15 protein-coding genes and 2 pseudogenes are annotated in these 18,710 nt (G+C 56.4%); 4 read left to right on the plus strand and 13 right to left on the minus strand.

The window, feature by feature from the left end:
- From EI185_RS06595 to EI185_RS06610, 4 genes and pseudogenes are all read left to right on the plus strand, one after another.
- A pseudogene (locus EI185_RS06595) lies at positions 1 to 510 on the plus strand (IS3 family transposase); the annotation flags it as partial.
- A 202-nt stretch (positions 511 to 712) separates the two neighbouring features.
- On the plus strand, positions 713 to 1,774 hold the full coding sequence (locus tag EI185_RS06600) for an IS110 family RNA-guided transposase (RefSeq protein WP_124704343.1): 1,062 nt from the start codon (positions 713 to 715) through the stop codon (positions 1,772 to 1,774).
- A gap of 12 nt (positions 1,775 to 1,786) precedes the next feature.
- Positions 1,787 to 2,005 (plus strand): annotated as a pseudogene (locus EI185_RS06605) (IS3 family transposase); the annotation flags it as partial.
- Between the two features lie 363 nt (positions 2,006 to 2,368).
- Positions 2,369 to 2,971 carry a hypothetical protein gene (locus tag EI185_RS06610; protein WP_124704344.1) on the plus strand — a complete coding sequence of 201 codons (603 nt, stop codon included), beginning with the start codon at positions 2,369 to 2,371 and terminating at the stop codon, positions 2,969 to 2,971.
- Positions 2,972 to 3,244: 273 nt separating this feature from the next.
- On the opposite strand, the gene EI185_RS06615 is transcribed toward EI185_RS06610, so the two are convergent.
- From EI185_RS06615 to EI185_RS06675, 13 genes are all read right to left on the minus strand, one after another.
- Positions 3,245 to 4,489 carry an NRAMP family divalent metal transporter gene (locus EI185_RS06615; RefSeq protein WP_223247713.1) on the minus strand — a complete coding sequence of 415 codons (1,245 nt, stop codon included), beginning with the start codon at positions 4,487 to 4,489 and terminating at the stop codon, positions 3,245 to 3,247.
- A 152-nt stretch (positions 4,490 to 4,641) separates the two neighbouring features.
- Positions 4,642 to 5,532, minus strand: a complete 891-nt coding sequence (locus tag EI185_RS06620; RefSeq protein WP_124704345.1) for a formylglycine-generating enzyme family protein — start codon at positions 5,530 to 5,532, stop codon at positions 4,642 to 4,644.
- A 49-nt stretch (positions 5,533 to 5,581) separates the two neighbouring features.
- Positions 5,582 to 5,887, minus strand: coding sequence for a hypothetical protein (locus EI185_RS06625; protein ID WP_124704346.1), 306 nt, complete (start codon positions 5,885 to 5,887; stop codon positions 5,582 to 5,584).
- A 65-nt stretch (positions 5,888 to 5,952) separates the two neighbouring features.
- The gene (locus tag EI185_RS06630; protein ID WP_124704347.1) at positions 5,953 to 6,855 is read right to left on the minus strand and encodes a CoB--CoM heterodisulfide reductase iron-sulfur subunit B family protein; all 903 of its coding nucleotides are present in this window, start codon (positions 6,853 to 6,855) and stop codon (positions 5,953 to 5,955) included.
- Positions 6,856 to 6,867: 12 nt separating this feature from the next.
- Complete coding sequence (locus EI185_RS06635) at positions 6,868 to 7,500, minus strand: 4Fe-4S dicluster domain-containing protein (RefSeq protein WP_124704348.1); 633 nt, start codon at positions 7,498 to 7,500, stop codon at positions 6,868 to 6,870.
- A gap of 12 nt (positions 7,501 to 7,512) precedes the next feature.
- Positions 7,513 to 9,753 (minus strand): FAD-dependent oxidoreductase, encoded by a 2,241-nt coding sequence (locus EI185_RS06640; RefSeq protein ID WP_124704349.1) that lies wholly within the window; start codon positions 9,751 to 9,753, stop codon positions 7,513 to 7,515.
- A gap of 3 nt (positions 9,754 to 9,756) precedes the next feature.
- Entirely contained in the window at positions 9,757 to 11,043 is a 1,287-nt protein-coding gene (locus EI185_RS06645) for a CoB--CoM heterodisulfide reductase iron-sulfur subunit A family protein (RefSeq protein ID WP_124704350.1), read from the minus strand.
- Positions 11,044 to 11,354: 311 nt separating this feature from the next.
- Positions 11,355 to 11,984, minus strand: a complete 630-nt coding sequence (locus EI185_RS06650; RefSeq protein ID WP_189836316.1) for a histidine phosphatase family protein — start codon at positions 11,982 to 11,984, stop codon at positions 11,355 to 11,357.
- 41 nt (positions 11,985 to 12,025) lie between these two features.
- Positions 12,026 to 12,850, minus strand: coding sequence for a hypothetical protein (locus EI185_RS06655; RefSeq protein ID WP_124704352.1), 825 nt, complete (start codon positions 12,848 to 12,850; stop codon positions 12,026 to 12,028).
- An 83-nt stretch (positions 12,851 to 12,933) separates the two neighbouring features.
- Positions 12,934 to 14,745, minus strand: a complete 1,812-nt coding sequence (locus EI185_RS06660) for an ABC transporter ATP-binding protein (protein ID WP_124704353.1) — start codon at positions 14,743 to 14,745, stop codon at positions 12,934 to 12,936.
- Positions 14,742 to 16,001, minus strand: coding sequence for a glycosyltransferase family 4 protein (locus EI185_RS06665; protein WP_124704354.1), 1,260 nt, complete (start codon positions 15,999 to 16,001; stop codon positions 14,742 to 14,744). The genes EI185_RS06660 and EI185_RS06665 overlap by 4 nt, the downstream gene beginning before the upstream one ends.
- The gene (locus EI185_RS06670) at positions 16,001 to 17,293 is read right to left on the minus strand and encodes a glycosyltransferase (RefSeq protein WP_124704355.1); all 1,293 of its coding nucleotides are present in this window, start codon (positions 17,291 to 17,293) and stop codon (positions 16,001 to 16,003) included. Before EI185_RS06670 ends, EI185_RS06665 begins: the two co-directional genes overlap by 1 nt.
- A complete protein-coding gene (locus EI185_RS06675; protein WP_223247714.1) occupies positions 17,290 to 18,489 on the minus strand; it encodes a glycosyltransferase family protein in 1,200 nt (399 codons plus the stop codon). The genes EI185_RS06670 and EI185_RS06675 overlap by 4 nt, the downstream gene beginning before the upstream one ends.
- Between the last annotated feature and the right edge of the window lie 221 nt (positions 18,490 to 18,710).

Below are 18,710 nucleotides of genomic sequence, written 5' to 3' on the forward strand. Positions count from 1 at the left end.
GGTCAGTGCTATGGCAGCCGCCGCCTGGTGCATGCGTTGCAGGCGCAGGGCATGACCATGGGTCGGCACCAGGTGAGCAGCCTGATGCGTGAAGCGAACATCCGTCCGGTCTGGAAACCCAAGTTCGTCGCCACTACCGATAGCAAACACGACATGCCGGTGGCCGGAAATGGGTTGAATCGTCAATTTGAAGTGGCCGCGCCGAATCAGGCGTGGGTGTCTGACATGACCTATATCCGCACCCGCTCAGGATGGCTGTATTTGGCGGTCGTACTGGATTTATATGCGCGCAAAGTGGTGGGTTGGGCAACCGCCCCTACCATGCCCACCGCGCTGGTGGTCGCCGCATTGACCATGGCGCTGCAACAGCGGCGTCCAGATGCTGGCCTGTTGCTGCATTCAGATCGGGGGAGTCAGTATGCCAGCCGGGAATATCAGACTTTGCTGGCCCAAAACGGTATTCGATGCAGCATGAGCCGCAAGGGCAACTGCTGGGATACTCAATCTATGATTGTCAAGAACGCCTGCCAAATCTGACCCATGCTGGGATTGGCCAGTTGCCTTTGCATTGACCTGTCGATTTGATCAAAGCGTTCCCCGAGCGTTGCCGGGCCCAATGCGTGTGACCTAATAGGAGCTTTGTATTGCACCGTGAGTGTCCTGTCCGGCAAGTGGGATTGGTGATGCACCTACCTTGGATAAGGAGTGCGAAATGGACGATCAATTAATACAAAACGAAGTGATTCTGGGTGTTGATACGCATTTGGATATGCACGTTGCCGCAGTCATTAGCCATGCGGGCAAGCTTCTTGGAACACTTGCGACACCAACTAACACCGCTGGCTATCTGAAGCTACTGGCCTGGGCGCGCTCATGGGGTTGCGTACGGCGTGCAGGTGTTGAAGGTACCGGCACGTATGGGGCAGGCCTTGCTCGCGTTTTACGCGGGCAAGGCATTGAGGTGCTGGAAGTGAATCGCCCTGACCGTGCTAAACGCAGATTGCAAGGCAAGTCCGACCCGACTGATGCTGAGAATGCGGCACGCTCAGTTCTTTCTGGCACCGCGACGGCTGTTCCAAAGTCCCAGTCCGGCGCCGCAGAGGCTATGCGCACTATTTCCGTTGCCAGGCGAAGCGCAGTCAAGGCCAAGACGCAAACAATCAATCAGTTGAGAGCTCTATTGGTCAGTGCCCCACAAGACATCCGTGAACGACTCTGGAAAGCCAAACCTGAGCAATGCGTTGCAGGATGCGCTCATCTTCGACACCTGGGTTCAACGACGCTCTTACAGACGTTAGCCACAACGCTACGCTTGTTGGCAAAGCGCTGGTTAATGCTGGCGGCGGAGTTGAAAGAGATTGATACTGCATTAGAGCAGATGACAAGCCAGTCTGCGCCACACCTTCGGGAGCAGTTTGGCGTCGGGCCTCAAACCGCTGCCGCATTGATCGCTGTCGCCGGAGATAATCCGGAACGATTACACAGCGAGGCAGCACTTGCCACACTCTGTGGTGTAAGCCCTTTACAAGCCTCGTCAGGAAAAACGATACGGCATCGATTAAACCGAGGCGGTGACCGATCAGCCAACAATGCGTTGTGGACCATTGCCATGGTTCGAATGAGAAGCGAGCCACGAACCCGCGCTTATGTTGAACGCCGAACAGCAGAAGGCCTGTCCAACAAGGAAATCCATCGCTGCTTGAAACGATACATCGTCAGAGAGCTCTATCCATTCATCCTCGCGGATTTGGTGGCCGCAGCAAACGTTTCTTGACATAGGAGCGTCAATGCGGTGATGGAGCGTTTCTTCCTGAATTTGAAGATGGAGCGTGTGTGGCAACGCGACTATGCCAATTTCGATGAGGCCAAACACGACATTACCGATTACATCGTTGGCTTCTACAATTGCACCCGGCTGCATTCAACACTGGGCTATCTGTCTCCCGCCGCCTTCGAGCGCAAAATGGCAGTAAAACAACCTATCGCTGTGTCTGAAAATACTTGACCACTACAATGTTCTAGTGCTCACGACAAAACGGGTGCGCTACGACTCTGTAGTTTGGGGAAGGTCGAACTTAATTAGCATCACTCTTGATTCGGTGGCGTCTTGTGGTCTCATTACAAGATCATTTCCATTGCTACTCATCCTCGCGGCTATAGCCATCGTCGGCGCTTTCACTCAGCGTGGCGACGCTCTAGGGGGTTTGCTCTTTGTGGCGGTCGCTCTTATCGTTGCATATTTCTTCACTCGCAAAGCGGTCATTTCCGTTGCATCCAATGGAGGGCAAACCATTTTGGTGCCCACCAAAGGAATGCCCCGGGACACAATCATCGGGTTTATCGAGGCAGTGGAGCGAGAGAAGCTTAAGTGAGTATCGTGCGCGCCCAACCCGGCGGTCAACCGGACCTGCCGCAGAAGGCCGCGGCAGGTCCGGTTACCTCTACGTTGGACACACTCCATACTGGCGTGAAAGGGTTCTCTATGGATTCGTGGAAATTTGAAAGCAATTCCGGCAAACAGACTGCGCTCTCGCTGGCTTGCATTGCGGTTGGCACAATCCTGGTAATTGGTTTCCGTCACTTCGATGGCTCGAGCATGACAAACAGTCTGGCGGGATTTCTGTGCGGTCTACTCCTGCTGCTCATCGGCATCTCCGCATTTCTGGTGAGTGGAAAACAAACCATTGTCGTCGACCCCCAGATGCGTCGCATTGTTGTGGAAGATAAAAACAAGTTTGGGATAAAGAAAAAATTGATCCGCTTCAGTGAAATTACCGACACCAGCATCGGTTATATTGGAAAAAGGTCCATTTTTGTCAACTTCTATTACATAGTTCTCAAACTCAAAAGTGGAGAGAAATATCCGCTGTTTTCACCAGGACGTTTCCATGATGGTGGATCGGATAGGTCAGTTATGGAAAGCCGGAGACAGCGCCTTGAAAATTGTATTAAACAGGCTGCCGGCGAGTAAACGCATGTCTAACCCGGCATATACGGACTCCCTCAAAAAGCAAGAAACCTGATCGATAGATTTGGCTGGTTGGAATTGCGTGCAGTCGTATATCCGGCATCTCGTGTGGGTTCTGTGTGACCCGTGCCGACATGGAATCTGCTCACGGCAAGACTATCGTTACAAGCGGCAGCTTGGGTGCCGGCAGTGTTACCGGCGTCAATCCGTGATGATGCAATCTGAACCCCGATGGCGATCCGTCTCTGCGCTCACGGCTTCCTGATGCTTCCTGAGTCAGCCAAATAGTCCGGTTAATCCGCCCCACACACCCAGTCCGGCGGTAAGTGTAATGGTCAGCGCCACGACCACCGCGTAGGCGCCTCGAAGCTGGCTGCCCTGTGGCAATGCGCGTCGCGCCAGGGCGTAGAGAAAGCCAAGCACCACTGGCAGCAACAGGGCGTTCATGACCTCCACACCGACGCTGAGATCGACCAGATTAATACCGGAACTCACCAACAAACCGCTTGCCACCAGCACCGTTACGAACACCAGATAGAACCACGGTGCTTCGCGCGGATGATGTTCCAGCGAGTGTTTGTAGCCGGTGACTTCACCCAGCCCCCAGGCGGCGGTAAGCGACACCACAATAGCCGCCACCAGCGAGGCGCCAAGCATACCCAGGGCGAACATCAGGCGGCCATTTTCCACGCCCAGGTAGGGGGTAAGGGCATGGGAGATTTGCTGCACCGTGTCGAGCCGGGACGCCCCGCCGCTGCGCCCGAAGGTGGCCGCCACGGCGATGAGAATCGCCGCCATGATGGCCTGGGCGACGACCGCTCCGATAGCCGTGTCCCAGCGCGCAGCCGGCAGATGATGCGGTTTCAGACCCTTGTCCACCACGGCTGACTGCTGGTAGAAAACCATCCAGGGCATGATCACCGCACCGATGTTGGCCGCTACCAGATAGAGATAGCCGTGGTCGGCCAGCGGCATGCTGGCGAGTCCGTGGAGCACTTCTGCCGGATCCGGATGGGACACTATCGCAACGTAGACAAAGGCCAGTTCAAACAGGCCAATGGCTACCGCGACACGTTCCACCGAACGGTATGATCCGGAAATCACCATAGTGAGCAGGAATCCCAACGTCGCCAGCACACTCGCCCAGATTGGAATGCCGTAGAGTGAACCAACGCCGGCGATGCCGCTCATTTCGGTAATCAGCGCACCGAGGCAGGACACCAGTAAAGTGGATACCGACAGCCACGCCCAGCCACGCCCGAAGTGTTGCTTGATCAGCTCGCCATGACCGCGCCCGGTGAGAAGGCCCAAACGTAGAGTCAGCTCCTGAACCAGATACAGAATCGGGATCAGCAGCAGCTGCAAGGCCAGCAGCTTATATCCCCACTGCGCGCCGCTCTGCGCTGCGGTAATCACGCTACCGGCATCCGTGTCGGCCAGCATCACTACCAGACCCGGTCCGGCCACGGCAAAGAAAGCAGCCAGGCGGGCTCGGGACGGTGCAATAAGGGTATTTATCATGATGCGCCAGTTAATGAATGAGAATTATTTTTATTTTTCCATTCAAAAGACATATCGATCTGACAAATGGTTCCTTGATGACAAAAAAATTACGGGGCCCTGAAAAAACCGAATTTCAGCAAGCCATGACCGCAAGGCAAACAAATATGCGGTTATATTTCCCGCACCAGCCTGAATCCAAGATTGACGTCCAGCTCATCACGTAGCCGTGATCTGCGCGCAGCGCTGCGTGCAGCCGTGGCCGGATCGAACCAGGAACCACCCTTGACCACGATACGCTTATTGTTGCCGCGTCCAGGCAGGCTATGACCGTCGGATGGCGCCTGCTGGTAATCGGGCTGCCAGGGGCTGGCAGTCATTTCCCAGACGTTGCCGTGCATATCGTGTAAACCCCACAGGTTGGCGGGTTTGGTACCGACTTCCATCGCCCACATCATGGAACCGCATTGCGCGAAGAAGCTGCGCCGTTTTTTGGTTTTTTCCGGAAACGGAAACATCGGTTTGAACAGCACTTCCCGACAGCTGGCGTAATCGCCGTAATGGAATGGCGTATCCGTACCGGCACGTGCGGCATATTCCCATTCAGCTTCACTAGGCAGACGATAGAGCTGGCCAGTCTCACTATTAAGCCAGTCGATAAACAGCAATGCATCGGCCATGCGAATGTTCACTACCGGCTCGCGTCCTTGCGCCTGGATCAGTTCGCGCACCTGGCTCCAGCCTGAGGCGGCACGGAAACGCTGCCATTCCTCGGCGGTGATGGTGTAACGGCCGATCGCGAAAGCACGGCTTAGCTGCACATAATGAAGCGGTGCTTCGCTCGGCTCGTGACCCGGCTCGTGGCTGGGCGATCCCATCTCGAACCAGCCGGCTGGAATGACTGCCATTTCCGGCCCTGCCGAGCCATCGCTGCGCAGGGAGTCGCTGAAGTGTACATTCAGTCCCAGTTGCTGTGCGGTGGCCTGCTGGGCATGGCGCAAAGCAGCCTCATCCATGTCATGAACGAAACCGCTGGGGTGTGCTTGGGCTGGATTGATCTGCATGCGTGATCCTGTATTCGATAGATAATGAATATTCTATCGAATAGGACGCTTATGAGCGAAATCCGTTCCGGTGTGCCTGATTAATAGCCACTAAAAGTGGTTTGAACGGAATATCGCGTCCCCATTTCTGCACCAATGGCATGAAATCGAGGTCGGTCTGTGCAGGGCAACTGTAGCGCCCCGCAGTCATGTCATCGAACAGCTTGCGCAATTGCACGTCGAGCTGGTCGATAAACGGCAGATAGCGTTCCATTTCTTCGGGCTCGTCCTCGATGCAGGCGCGCAGTTCATCCACTTCGTAAACGGCCTGATGGACAAGGTCGATCAGCTCGTCCATGGTTTTGGGTTGGTGCATATTCATCCTGTCCTGATAAACAAAAACAGGGGCAAACGCCCCTGTATCAATCGGCTCGAACAAGCTTAACGCTTGGCTGCGATTTCTTCCAGCCTGGTGGCGCGGATAACTTGACCATCCAGCCCCGCATCCTTGGCAGAACCGCCATAAGCGACGGTCATCAACTGGCTGTAATACATCACCGGGATGTTGAATTTTTTACCGTATTTCTTGTTGATGGCACCCTGATAAATTTCCACGTTGGCCTGGCATAGCGGACACGGCGTAACGATCATTTCAGCGCCGTGGTCGTAGGCGGACTCGACGATGTCCTTGATCTGCGCCTGGGCCTTGTCCGGCTCGGAAAAAGCCAGCGCACCGCCGCAGCAGGTGACTTTCTGGTCGTAGCCGGTAAGGGCTTCGCCGCCCACCATTTCCACCAGCTTGTCAAGGTACATGGGGTTTTCGAAAGATTCGCCGACGATACCGAACGGACGGTTGGTCTGGCAACCGACATAACCGGCAAACTTGATGCCTTCCAGTGATTTAACGACCGGTTTTTTCAGTTCATCGTAACCAAAATCTTCGATCAGCACTTCGACCATGTGGCGGATGTCGGACTCGCCCTTGTATTCGAGACCGGCTTCCTTGAGTGCTTCGTTGGTATCGGCCATCAGTTGCGATGAGGCGTCGAGGCGCTCCTTGGTCTCGCGCGCACCCAGCCAACAGGCTGCACAAGTCGCGACGATTTCCTGGCCCGGCAGGTTTTGCTCGGCCAGCGCGAAATTGCGCGCATTCAAAACATGGCGCGGCAACTCGCCGCCTTCGGCATAACCAATGGACGCGCTGCAGCAATTCCAGTCCGGGATTTCGGTAAGCTTGATGTCGAGGGTTTTGCACATCGAGTCCACGGATTTGAGGTAGTTGGACGCCGAGGCACCTCGCTGCGATGAGCAGCCTGGGTAAAATGCGTATTCTTTCTTGGCCATTTTCAATACTCCTTAAGCCGTTTTGATTGCCTTGCGGCGCTCTTCGATTTCGTGCGCCTTTTTCAGCATGGCATGGATGCCCTTCTGATCTTTGCAACCGTGCGCCTTGAACAATTCGAACGGATTGAGCCGCTTGGCTTTTAACAAACCCAGAGCGACATCCTTCATTGCCAGGCCATTGATAATCCCTTGTTTGAAACCATCCTTGAAATACAAACCCAGCGAAAGTTTCAGCTCATTTACACGACCGGTCTGGATACAGTTGTTCCAGAACAGCTTGGCAAAATGGCGGGTGGGCTGGTTCTTCGGGGCGAGGCCGAGGCGGTGCGCGTAATTGGCGAGCCCGTGCATGATGTGGGTAATCGGTAGCTTGCGCGGACAACGCACGATGCAGTTGTAGCACGAGGTACACATCCACATGGATTGCGAGTTCAGTACTTCCTCGCGCTTGCCGGCACGGATCATCATGAAAATTTCCTGCGGTGGATGATCCCATCCCGCCTGGAAATTGGTGGGGCAGGAGCCGGAGCATACGCCGCATTGCATACACATCTTGACCCAGTTGCCCTCCTCCACCATGGCTTCGACTTCCTTGAGGAAGTTATTGTTGTACTGGGCTGCGGCCTGACTGCTTAAATTACTCATCGCGCTGTTCTCCTAGAAGCCTTTGAATGGGCTCATGCCGATTTCGAACATGCGTTTCTCGAAGTCGTTGATCAGCTTCGGTACGCGGTCAATGTCGGTAATCGCCACTTCGTAGGTCTGTACCCGGTCGGTTTCCAGGTTGAAACCCTTCAAGGTGTCGTCAATTTTGCTCATGCGATAGTTGGCCAGTTCGGAACCTTTCACGAAATGACACTGGTACTCGTCGCCGTGCTTGCAGCCCATCAGCATCACGCCGTCATAACCGGAGTTGAGTGCGTCGGTAATCCAGATGGTATTGACCGAACCCAGGCAACGCACTGGCACAACGCGCACGAACGAACTGGTTTCAGTGCGGTTCATCGCCGCCATATCCATCGCCGGGTAGGCGTCGTTCTCGCACGCCAGCACCAGGATGCGCGGTTTCTCGGAGAATTCGTCGGGGATGCTGACCGCCTTGATCTGGCTGCCCACCGTGTCCACCGAGTAGTTCTCGAAAGAGATCACCCGCACCGGGCAGGCACCCATGCAGGTGCCGCAGCGGCGGCAGCGCGATTCGTTGAACAACGGGTAGCGTTTTTCGTCTTCGTCAATCGCGCCGAACGGGCACTCTACCGTGCAACGCTTGCACTGGGTACACCCTTCCAGCCGCACCGAGGGGTAGGACAGGTCGCCCGAGCGCGGGTGCGCAGCGCTGCCGATGGCGGCGTTTTCCAGCGCCTGGATTGCTTTCAGCGTGGCGCCGGTGGCGTCCTCTTTGGCTTGAGCGATATCCATCGGACGCCGAACCGGGCCGGCCGTGTAGATACCGGTGCGACGCGTTTCGTAGGGAAAGCAGATAAAGTGGGAATCAGTGAAGCCGTATTTCAGCTGCGGCACGTCCTTTCCCTGGCGATAGTCCAGGTTGAGGATGGAGATGGTTTTTTTCTCCACCTCGGCGGCTGCTTCCTCGCCTTCCACCGCCTTGAAATCGATGTTCACGCCCGAGTTAGGCACTTGACCGGTGGCGAGTACCACCAGATCTGCATTTTCGATGCTGGCGTTCTGGTCGTCGAGGATCAGATCGTGAAAATTCACCTTGCAGGTATTGCCGGCAGGTTGCACCGAAGCCACTTTACCCTTGGTAAAAATCACGCCCTTTTCCTGCGCGCTGCGATAAAAGTCCTCACCGTTGCCAGGGGTGCGCAGATCAGTGTAGAGCACCGTGGTGTCTATGTCGGCGTTGGCATCCTTGAAGTACATCGCCTGTTTGATACTGGTATTGCAGCAATGGCCCGAACAATAGGCCAGATGCGTGCCGCTGGCGTCACGCTGACCGGCGCACTGCACGAACACGACTGATTTTACCGGTTGGCCATCGGATGGGCGCAGAATCGGCCCGCCGCGTTCAGCCGCTTCCCGTGCCAGCTGTTCCAGACCGCCCTGGTCTACGACATTCGGCGATGCGCCATAACCGAGTTCGGGCAGCTTGTTGGCGTCATAAAGCTCGAAACCCGTCGCCTGAACAATTGCACCGACGTCTTCAGTGGCTGTGCTGCCGGATTCAGTGGCAATTTCAGCCTGGAAACGTCCCGGCGCGCCACTGGTTTTGGCGAGTGTTGCATTCAGGTAAACCTTGATGTTGGGATCGGCTTCGATTGCCGACACCATCCCTGCCACGCCGTTATCCACTGGCGCTTTGTAGGGCTCGTGCGATGGCACACGCATATGCAATTTGGCTGCCCAGCCACCGAGCTGACCGGATTTTTCCACCAGCACCACCGGATAGCCGGTTTTGGCCGCCTCCAGCGCCGCGGTCATGCCGGTGATGCCGCCGCCAACGACCAGTAATGTCTTGCTGGTGCCGGTATTCGGGTTGCCCTCAGGCTGACGCATGGCCTTGATCTCGGCGCAGCCCATGCGCAAGTAATCTTCCGCCATTTCCTGCGTGGTTTCACGCGCTTCCTCAGTATCGGGACGAATCCAGATCACACCCTCGCGCAGGTTGGCGCGGGACATGGCGACGCTGGGGAAGTTGAACGCATCGGTCTTGGCGCGGCGCGAACACGCACCGATCATGATATGGCTTACGCCATCGTTATCGATGTCGTTCTGGATCATCGTCACCCCTTCGCTGCTGCACAGGAAGGGATGAGGTTTGACTTGCTGGATTTTGCCTTCTTTTTTAACCACATCGACCAGTGCATCCGTATCCAGACGTTCGCCCAGACCACAACCCTGGCAGATATACGCGGCGACTTTTTTCTCTACGGCCATGTTTTAAACCTCCGCCTTTGCCACTCTGTTAACCACTTGAATCGCCCGCAACGCCGCTGCTGTGGCCGATTGCACCGAGCGATTCACATCCAGCGCGTTGGACGCACACCCTGCGCCAAAGAACGCGCCGTTGGCTGGATCAGCCTCGATAAAACCGCTGGAATCGGCAAGAATTTCTGCTGGAATATTGGCGCCTTTCACCGACGGTTCCATACCTACCGCCAGTACGCACAGGTCGTGCGGGGTAGCATAACGGTGATAGCCTTCGGTGTTCACACCGTGCAGGATTACATCCCCGCTGGCGTCGTCCTGGGTGACCTTGGCCACTTTGGATTTGATGAAACTGACGTTGGGATTGGCCTGCACCTTGGCGTAGAAATCCTCGAAACGGTCAATGGCGCGGATATCGATATAGTAAATGGTGGACTTGCCCTCATTGCCATACCGCTCCTCCACATAGTTGGTCTGCTTGAGCGAGGCCATACAGCAAATACGCGAGCAGTGGCGCAGGTGATTTTCGTCACGCGAACCGGCACACTGGATGAAAGCGACATTCTTCGCTTCCTTGCCATCCGACGGGCGCAAAATCTTGCCGCTGGTGGGACCATGCGGATCAGCCAGGCGCTCGAACTCGACGCTGGTAATCACATTCTTGAAGCGGTCGTAGCCGTAAGGCTGAATCTTGTTGGCGTCGTAGGGTTGCCAGCCAGTTGCCCAGACCACTGCACCGGCTTTGATCTGCACGGTTTCTTCCTGCATATCGAGGTCAATGGCGTTATATTTGCATGCCGCCTTGGCCTTGTCGGCATCCGGCGTGCCGATAATGGATTTATCCAGCACAAAGCGCATCGGATAAGCCATTTTATTGGGCAGATAAGCCGCCTTCATTTTGTTCAGGCCATAATTGAACGGGTTGGGTATCTCGGCGCCTACTGCCTTGGCACAATCACCGCAGGCAGTACAGTTGGCGTTGACATAACGCGGCGTGATTCTGATGGTGGCGGTGTAGTCGCCTTTGGCGCCGGTGATGCCGGTTACCTCCGCCATGGTCAGCAGACGGATACGCGGATTGGACTTGAGCCGGCGCAGGTTGATTTCCAGGCCGCAAATCGGATGACACAGCTTGGGAAAATAGCGGTATAGCTGAGAAGTACGCCCACCTATGGCCGGATTTTTCTCCACCAACACCACATTCTTGCCGGTTTCTGCTGCTTCCAATGCAGCTGTCATACCGGATATGCCGCCACCGACGACCAGGATGGTCTCGTTTGTTGCTACAACTTCCGTCATCAGGTCTCCTCCATTCAAACGGATAAAGTGTCTGCCGATTACGGCCAACACTAGAATTTGCGAGAAGCCGCTTGAGCAGTCTTTTCACCAAAAATAAACTTGTTTAGGCACAATTCTGAGCTGCGGTGAATGTTACCCTGAACCACGCGGGCTATCCACAGCAGGCCGGGGTAAATTCAATTGAAAATTCTTATCCCGAAATAGAGGGGGTGAATTGCAGCGAATGCTTATGCTGATGTTGTGTAGTCAACAAGGTGCATCCAGCATATCTTAATTCGGGATTCCGGTGGCTAAAGTGAGATTGATACCGGTTAGAGTAGTTCCCTGGATGCATCACCGGCCAAACCGAGGAGATGTGTCACATCGTTCATGTCATCAATGGCGCATTTTCCATCTTCCAAAGTGAAAGTGGTCATTGAAGCGTTCTCGATGCGGATATTCCGAAATGCGGAAAGCGGTTGGCCCAGCGCTTCCAGCACCGCCATCCTGGCAACACCATCGTGGGTGATTGCCAGAATAGTTCCAGACTGGCCGGCCGTATACTCAAAAAATGACTGCACGCGCTGTTGCATGTCGCTGAGCGATTCTCCCCCGGGAAATGTCACTTGATCAGGGTTGCGCTTCCACTGGCGCAACAGCTCGGGCCATTTCTGCTTGACGGTTGCCTGTTGCAACCCTTCCCATTCACCGTATGCAAGCTCCATCAGACGGTGATCGGTGGTAACCGGGAGATTGAGCCGGGTAGCAATAATCTGCGCCGTTGCCTGAGCCCGCATTAATGGGCTCGCCACGATGCTGATCTCATCGCTTGCTGCAAATCGCTCGGCAAGGGCCTGTGCTTGCACCTCTCCACGCGCCGAGAGCGGCGGATTACTGTGCCCTTGATAGCGACCGTCCCGGTTCCAGGTTGTTTCGCCGTGTCTAGCCAGCATCAATCTCATTGAATACCGATCCTGAGCAAATTGAACGGATGCGAAATCACTCAGTAACGCCAGGCTACGCCAAACACCCATCGATTGCCGGCGTGGATGCCCTGACCCGCCAGATCGGCCTCATACTCGATGATCGGACGTATGTTCCTGGTCAGTGAAAAGCGCAACCCCAGTCCGCCTCTGAGCAGGTTATACACTTCCGACGCGTTCGGATTTTCGCTGGATGGAAGTGCAGTGTTTACGCCAAAGGTCCGCGCGCAGAACAGAGAACCAAAGATGTCCACGTTCTGAAACAGCCGGGTACCCACGTCTGCGGTAGCACGCCACTGCGTCACGCTGCTGTTGAAAAACATGCGCGGCCCGATGGAAAAACTGCCATAGGCGAGCCGCTGGCCGAATTGGTGCTTGATGCCGAATTGATAGTCCGGTTCTATCGCAGTGTGGCCCACACCCATCTGCGGATTGCTCGAGGTCGATCCTGCAGGCAGGATAATGTTCAAAGCAATGGCATCGGCAAAAACCTTACCTTGTCTCAATCCGCGCACCAGGCCAATCTCCTGATCCTGCAGACCAGATGCTGTGTAGGTCGTGCTCGTATTTTTTTTCGTCTTGGTCTTGCTCTCCTGTGCCGCCCGCAAGTCATATTGCAGCGCCCATCCGTCTCCCAGGCCATGTTCTCCGGTTACTTTAAGTTGCGTCTCGGAAATTTTTGAAGTGCTGGGAAACGTTTCACTGCCAAAGTGTGATGAAGAAAACGTACGATCAGAACGGTATAGGCGCAGTACCGGTTTGACTTTTCCCGTTCCCGCCGCAGGAATCCAGGGGTCTGCGCTGGCAGGAAAAACAATCAGGGCTGGCGCCAATGCAATCAACATCCTGACGCCTGTTTTTATATGCATACTTATTCTTGGCCTCTCTTTGTTGTGTGCAAAATCTGTGTTTGTCGTCCTGGTGTGACTCAACTGGAAAGTGCGACAGCACTGCGACCGCTATTCCATAGATCGAAATAACGCCCGCTCTGGGCTAGCAGTTGTTCGTGTGTACCCATTTGCACAACATGGCCCTGGTCAAGCACAAGGATGGCGTCGGCGCCGGTAACCGTTGCCAGTCGATGTGCGATGATGAGCGTGGTGCGGCCGACGGTGAGGCGTCGTAAAGCTTCCATCACGATGCGCTCGGTAAATGCATCCAGACCGCTGGTGGGTTCGTCCAGAATGACGATAGGCGCATTGCGTAGCATGGCCCGCGCGATCGAAACACACTGGCGCTGCCCTCCGGACAATGTCGCCCCGCGTTCTCCCACCAACGTGTCATAGCCGTCTGGCAAACCTTCGACCAGTTCGTGAATACCCGCCGCCTGCGCCGCGGCGATAGCCTCGTCGCGACCCGCGCCCGCCAGACCGTAGGCAATGTTTTCCCAGATCGCGCCGGAGAACACCAGCGCTTCCTGCAATACCAATGCGACCTGGCTGCGCACGAAATCCAGCGCCAGTTCACGCAGATCATGGCCGTCCAGCATAATCTGGCCGCTGAGCGGATCATGGAAACGCGGAATCAGACTCACCAATGTGCTCTTGCCGGCACCGGTCGCTCCGACGAGTGCCACCGTCTGACCCGGTTTGACGTGGAATGAAACATTCTGCAATACCATATCGCCAGGATGGTAGCCGAAACTCACCGAGCGAAACTGCAATTGCCCTTTGCAGGTAGATGGAATGAGCGCATCGGGTGCTTCGCGGATTTCCGATGCTTCCGAGAATACCTCGCCCAGACGCTCCGCTGCTGCCGAAGATTTGCCGACCACACCCGCTATCTTGGCAAACTGCCGGACCGGAGAAGCCATGCCGCGCAGGTAGGCAAGAAACACCAGCAATTCGCCCGCCGTAATGCTCCCCGCCAGCACCCGGGTAGCGCCATACCAGACCGCCGCCCCGGTCGCCAGAGCCATCACCAGACCCACCAATGGTGTGAACTGCACCTGCAAATCGCTCGCTTCCAGGGTGGCATCCAGGCTTTTCTCGGCCTGTTCGGCAAAGCGCTCATCCTCGTGCGCTTCCCGGCCGTAGGCTTGCACAACGTGGACATTGGCAATGATCTCCTGCACTTTACCCCACAGTTCACCTTCTTTCTGGCGCGCACGCCGGAAGGCAATCCGCAGGCGCGCGCTGTAACGCTGCATGATGAACAGCAGCAAGGGCACCACCGCCATCACCACCAGCGCAAAGCGCCAGTCAACGATCAGCATGACGACGATCATTCCGACCATGGTCAGCAGATGCGCAGACAGATTGGTTCCCGCCGACACCACGAAATCCTGCAGCGTCTGGATGTCGCCGCCCAGCCGGGCCATGATGTCGCCGCTTTTCTGGCGGCGATGAAAGGACAGGGAAAGCCGCTGCATGTGGGCAAACAGATCGCGCCGTATGTCGAAGATTGCGTGCTGTCCGGTACGCAACAGCAATCGGTTGCCCCAATAGCTGAGCGCTGCATCCATTAAACCCAGCGCAAGCATGGCTATCCCCAGGGTATTGAGCAGCGCAAGGCTATGGCTAGGGTCAGGCAAAAATCCGCTCAATCCATGCGGCAGCGGTTTCCGGAATATGACACTGTCAATAATGAACTTGAGGGGCCATGGCGCAAGCAAGAGCACGACAGCCTTCGCTGCCATGAATAAACCAGCGGCACTGAGCGCAGCTGTATACGGCCGCAAATAGCCACGCAGATCCCACAGCGAAAACCTACGGCGTCCCGCTGTACCGACTTCTGTCATCGCCCGCTACCGGCTGCGCGGGGTGCGCGCAAACGCATCATGATTTCAGTGGCACGCAAGGCCGTCTTGTCCCAACCGAAATCTTCACGCGCTGCCGCGGCTGCCGCATGACTCATGGCTCGCAGTCTGGGTACGTCATTCAGCAATTCAATCACCTGATTTACGAAGATGTCACGATCGCCGGGCGGATACAGCAGGCCCGTCACACCGTCCTGCAGCAGATCGGTCAGTTGACCAAGCCGCGGAGCGACAACCGGTCGCCCGGCGGCCAGGGATTCGACCACTTTCAGGGGTGAGAAATAGAAACCATCCTGCGCGGTATAGGGTGCCACCGTGATATCCATGGCGGCCAGGTAAGCAGGAATATCGGCATGCGGGATACGCCCGGTGAGGATGACCCGTCCATGCAGTTGATCGCGCGCTACCCGTGCCTGCAGATCGATCAGGGCGGGACCCTCTCCCACCAGCAGCAAGGCTGCATCGGGACGGCGCGTCAGGATGTCGGTAAAGGCATCGAGCAGAAAATCCAGGCCATGCCACGGCTTCAGGCTGCCGATAAACCCGATCACCGGTCTGCCGTCGAGTTCGTAACGCTCACGTACCGGCCCGCCGTCCACGCCGGGATGAAAGCGGCTGGTGTCCACCCCATTGGGCAACACGGTGACGCGCTCGCCCAACGCGCCGCGCGCCAGCGCGTGTTCCCTGACCGCTGCAGACACCGCGATGACATGGTCGGAACGGCACAGGGTTTCAGTCTCGGTTGCATCCGCCAGTGCTTTCAGACGCAGCCCCCGGAAGCGTTCCTGCTCTTCCGCCAGCGGCGCATTCACTTCGAGCATCAAGGGAATATTCAGAGCGGTCGCAACCTGTCCCCCTGCCCGGTGAAACAGCGCATAACGCTCATACAGCAGATCCGGCTGGACACCGGCCTGATCCAGCGCCCTCAGCACGCGCGCAGCCAGTTTGCGGTCGCAGGCGAGCTTGCCGAGTTCGCGCTGCAAAGTCTGATCTTTTTCCTCATTTCCCATACCGAGCTGCGCCGCTTCCAGCGCCATTTCGTCCGCGCTTTCATCCGGGGGCAACTCGATCATGCGTACCGGAGGACAAGGATTCCCGGTGCCCTGTTTGGCGCACAATAGCGTCACCTCATGCCCCAGTCCGGCCAGGGCGGAAACAAATTCGCGCACATGGACCGAGGCGCCCTTGTCACCCAGCACAGGAATGCCGCGATCGGCACAAAGATAGGCGATTTTCATCAGCGTGCACCTACCTGAAGCAAGGTTTGCACGGCCTTGGTGGTCTCCCAGCATTCGAAGCTGTCCTCCATTTTGCGGCGCGCTGCCACAGCCAGGCTTTGGCTTTTGGCCGGATCGTTTAACAGGCGTTCTATTGCATCGGCCAAGGCGGCCGGATCCTTGGGTCCTACCAGCAGTCCGGTGTGTCCATCCTCAACCAACTCGGGGATACCGGAAACACAGGTCGATACCACCGGCAAGCCGGCAGCCATGGCCTCTGCCAGGACATTGGGAATCCCGTCCCGGTCGCCGTCTTCCATGACTTGCGGGGAGAGCGCAAATACACTGGCTTGACCATAAAATGCAACCAGCCGGTCATGCGCCATCGCGCCGAGCAGGGTCACTGTGTCTTCCAGACCAAGCTTGCTGATTTGGCTCTCCAGTTCACCGCGCAGCGGCCCCTCACCCACAATGGCACAGCGAAACTTGACGCCGCGCGCTTTCATCAACTGGCAAGCCGAAATCAGATCATTCAGCCCTTTTTTCGGCACCAGACGGCCGACCGACAAGATCAGCGGAACCGACAGGGCGATGGGGATAATCTTCGCAGCACGGTTCCCGTCACTTGTTGCTGCCTTTGCGTTAGCCGTCGGAAAGGGGAACGCAGCCAAGTCTATACCATGATAGACCAGATGAATTTTGTGCCAATCCTGTTGTGGCAGAAAACTCTGCAGGTATTCAAGATTGTGGCGCGTGCAGGTCAGCACAAAGCTTGCCGAATCAATGCGCCGGCGCAGTACTTTTTTCGGCGTCAGGTAAAGATCCTTGGCATGCGTGGTAAAGCTGTACGGAATATTGCACATCACGCTCACCAGACGGGCGACGATGGCGGGCGCATTGGCAAAGTGCGCATGCAGATGCTCGATCTGCTGCTGGCGACAGGCAACAGCCATGTATCCGGAGCGCAGGAATTGCTTCCATACGCTAAACGGGCGGCGCGACAGCATGGACCACCAAAACGCCAGCCCGACCGCGTGCATATAACGCAACGGCGCCGTCAACAGCATCGCGGCATGCGCCTTGGCCACAGCCGGGATTTTCGCTGCCCAGGCCTCGGGAAAATAGGTGACAGGCGCTTGCAGTTCCTGCACCGCCGGATGCGACAGCGCCTCTTCCGGACGCATCAGCGAGAACACATGCAGTTGCGTACCCAGCCGCTCCAGCGCGCGCATCTCATTGAGAATAAAAGTTTCCGAAAGGCGTGGGTAGCGCTTCAGCATGTAGCCAATGGTCCGGGTTGCAGTCTGTGTCATAGCGTTGCTCCGATCGCGGACATACGGTTGATGCCAAGTAGATCGTCGAGGGTGCTGCCAACCCGGTGAACCCCGCCAAGATCCACAGCATTCCAGTCATTACGGGGTGGCTTGGCGCCAGCCAGCGCGCCCAGAACCAGATCTGCCAGGCGGGTTACCAGGTCTTCCTCCGGCTGTATGGCCCACGCCAGACCCAAATTGCTCAGCAGCGTCGCGCGCAGACGTTGCTCCATGCGCGGCGCACCACGCGGCACCAGAATGGCCGGTTTTTTGGCGACGAGAATCTCTGCGGTAGTGTTATATCCCGCCATGGACACCACCAGATCCGAGCTGCGGATCAATTCTGCCAGTTCCGTGGTAAACAGGATTATGCGCACATCCGGCCGTTGTGCGGCGGCCAGTTCAAGTGCACGCTGTTCCTCTACAGCCATGAGCGGGCCAGGTACGATGATGCTTTGCGCGACATTGTGCGGGATACGATCCAGCGCACGCAGATAGGCGCTTAGCAATGGGTAGCCATCGCCGCCGCCGCCGGCAGTGACCAGAACGACCGGCCGTCTGGATACCGGTGAGGCTCCCTGAAAACCACCCAATGTGGAGATCACTTTGCTGTCGTTACGGGCAATGTATCCGCAGTAACGTATCTTGGCCGCAATGGAGCCGGGAATATCGTATTCACGTACCAGATCGAACAAGTGCCGGCTGCCATACACCAGGATGTGATCGTAAGCGGTTTCAAGCAATTGATAGACGTTTTGCTCGCGCCACTGGCTACGCACTGTTTCCGCACTGTCGATAATGTCGCGTAAACCGAGCACAGTACGCGTTGCCGGCATTTCTTCGCGGATGAATGCCAGCGCTTCCAGCAACTCTCCTTTCATGCCGGCAGGCGCATGATCAATCAGGAATACGTCGGGACGATAGCGGATAACCGACTCCAGAATCACCGCTTCACGACGTTCTTTTACCGTTGCAAAACTGAACGAGCTATCCCGTGACGCATACTCTTCCGCACCCGTTTTGACGACGGGCGGCATCGCCTGTACTTGCAAACCGGCAGGCATGGGCCACGATTCCACCACAGGCGAACCCGTTAGCAGCAATGCAGAAAAAGGCTGGCTGCGTCGCAACAGATGGGTGGCAATAGCCAGATTCCGCCGTAAATGACCGAGACCGAATGTGTCATGGGAATACATCAGTACCCGCGGTCTCGTACTGGGTACAGGTATGTATCTGGGTGTTACGGGCAAATGATGTAGTTGCATGAGTAGAGACAGCTCCACTTTAAGGTTTGAAAATCACACGGACTGATCAATTGCATGCTTCCAGAACCAGCCCTACCAGGATTGCCATTGTTTTGGCATGACCCAAAAACAGATTTCAGGAATACCAGCGCAATAGACGTGCCAAACCCGGA

The sequence above is a fragment of the Sulfuriferula multivorans genome (assembly GCF_003851125.1).
In the GTDB taxonomy this organism is placed as follows: Bacteria; Pseudomonadota; Gammaproteobacteria; order Burkholderiales; family Sulfuriferulaceae; genus Sulfuriferula; species Sulfuriferula multivorans.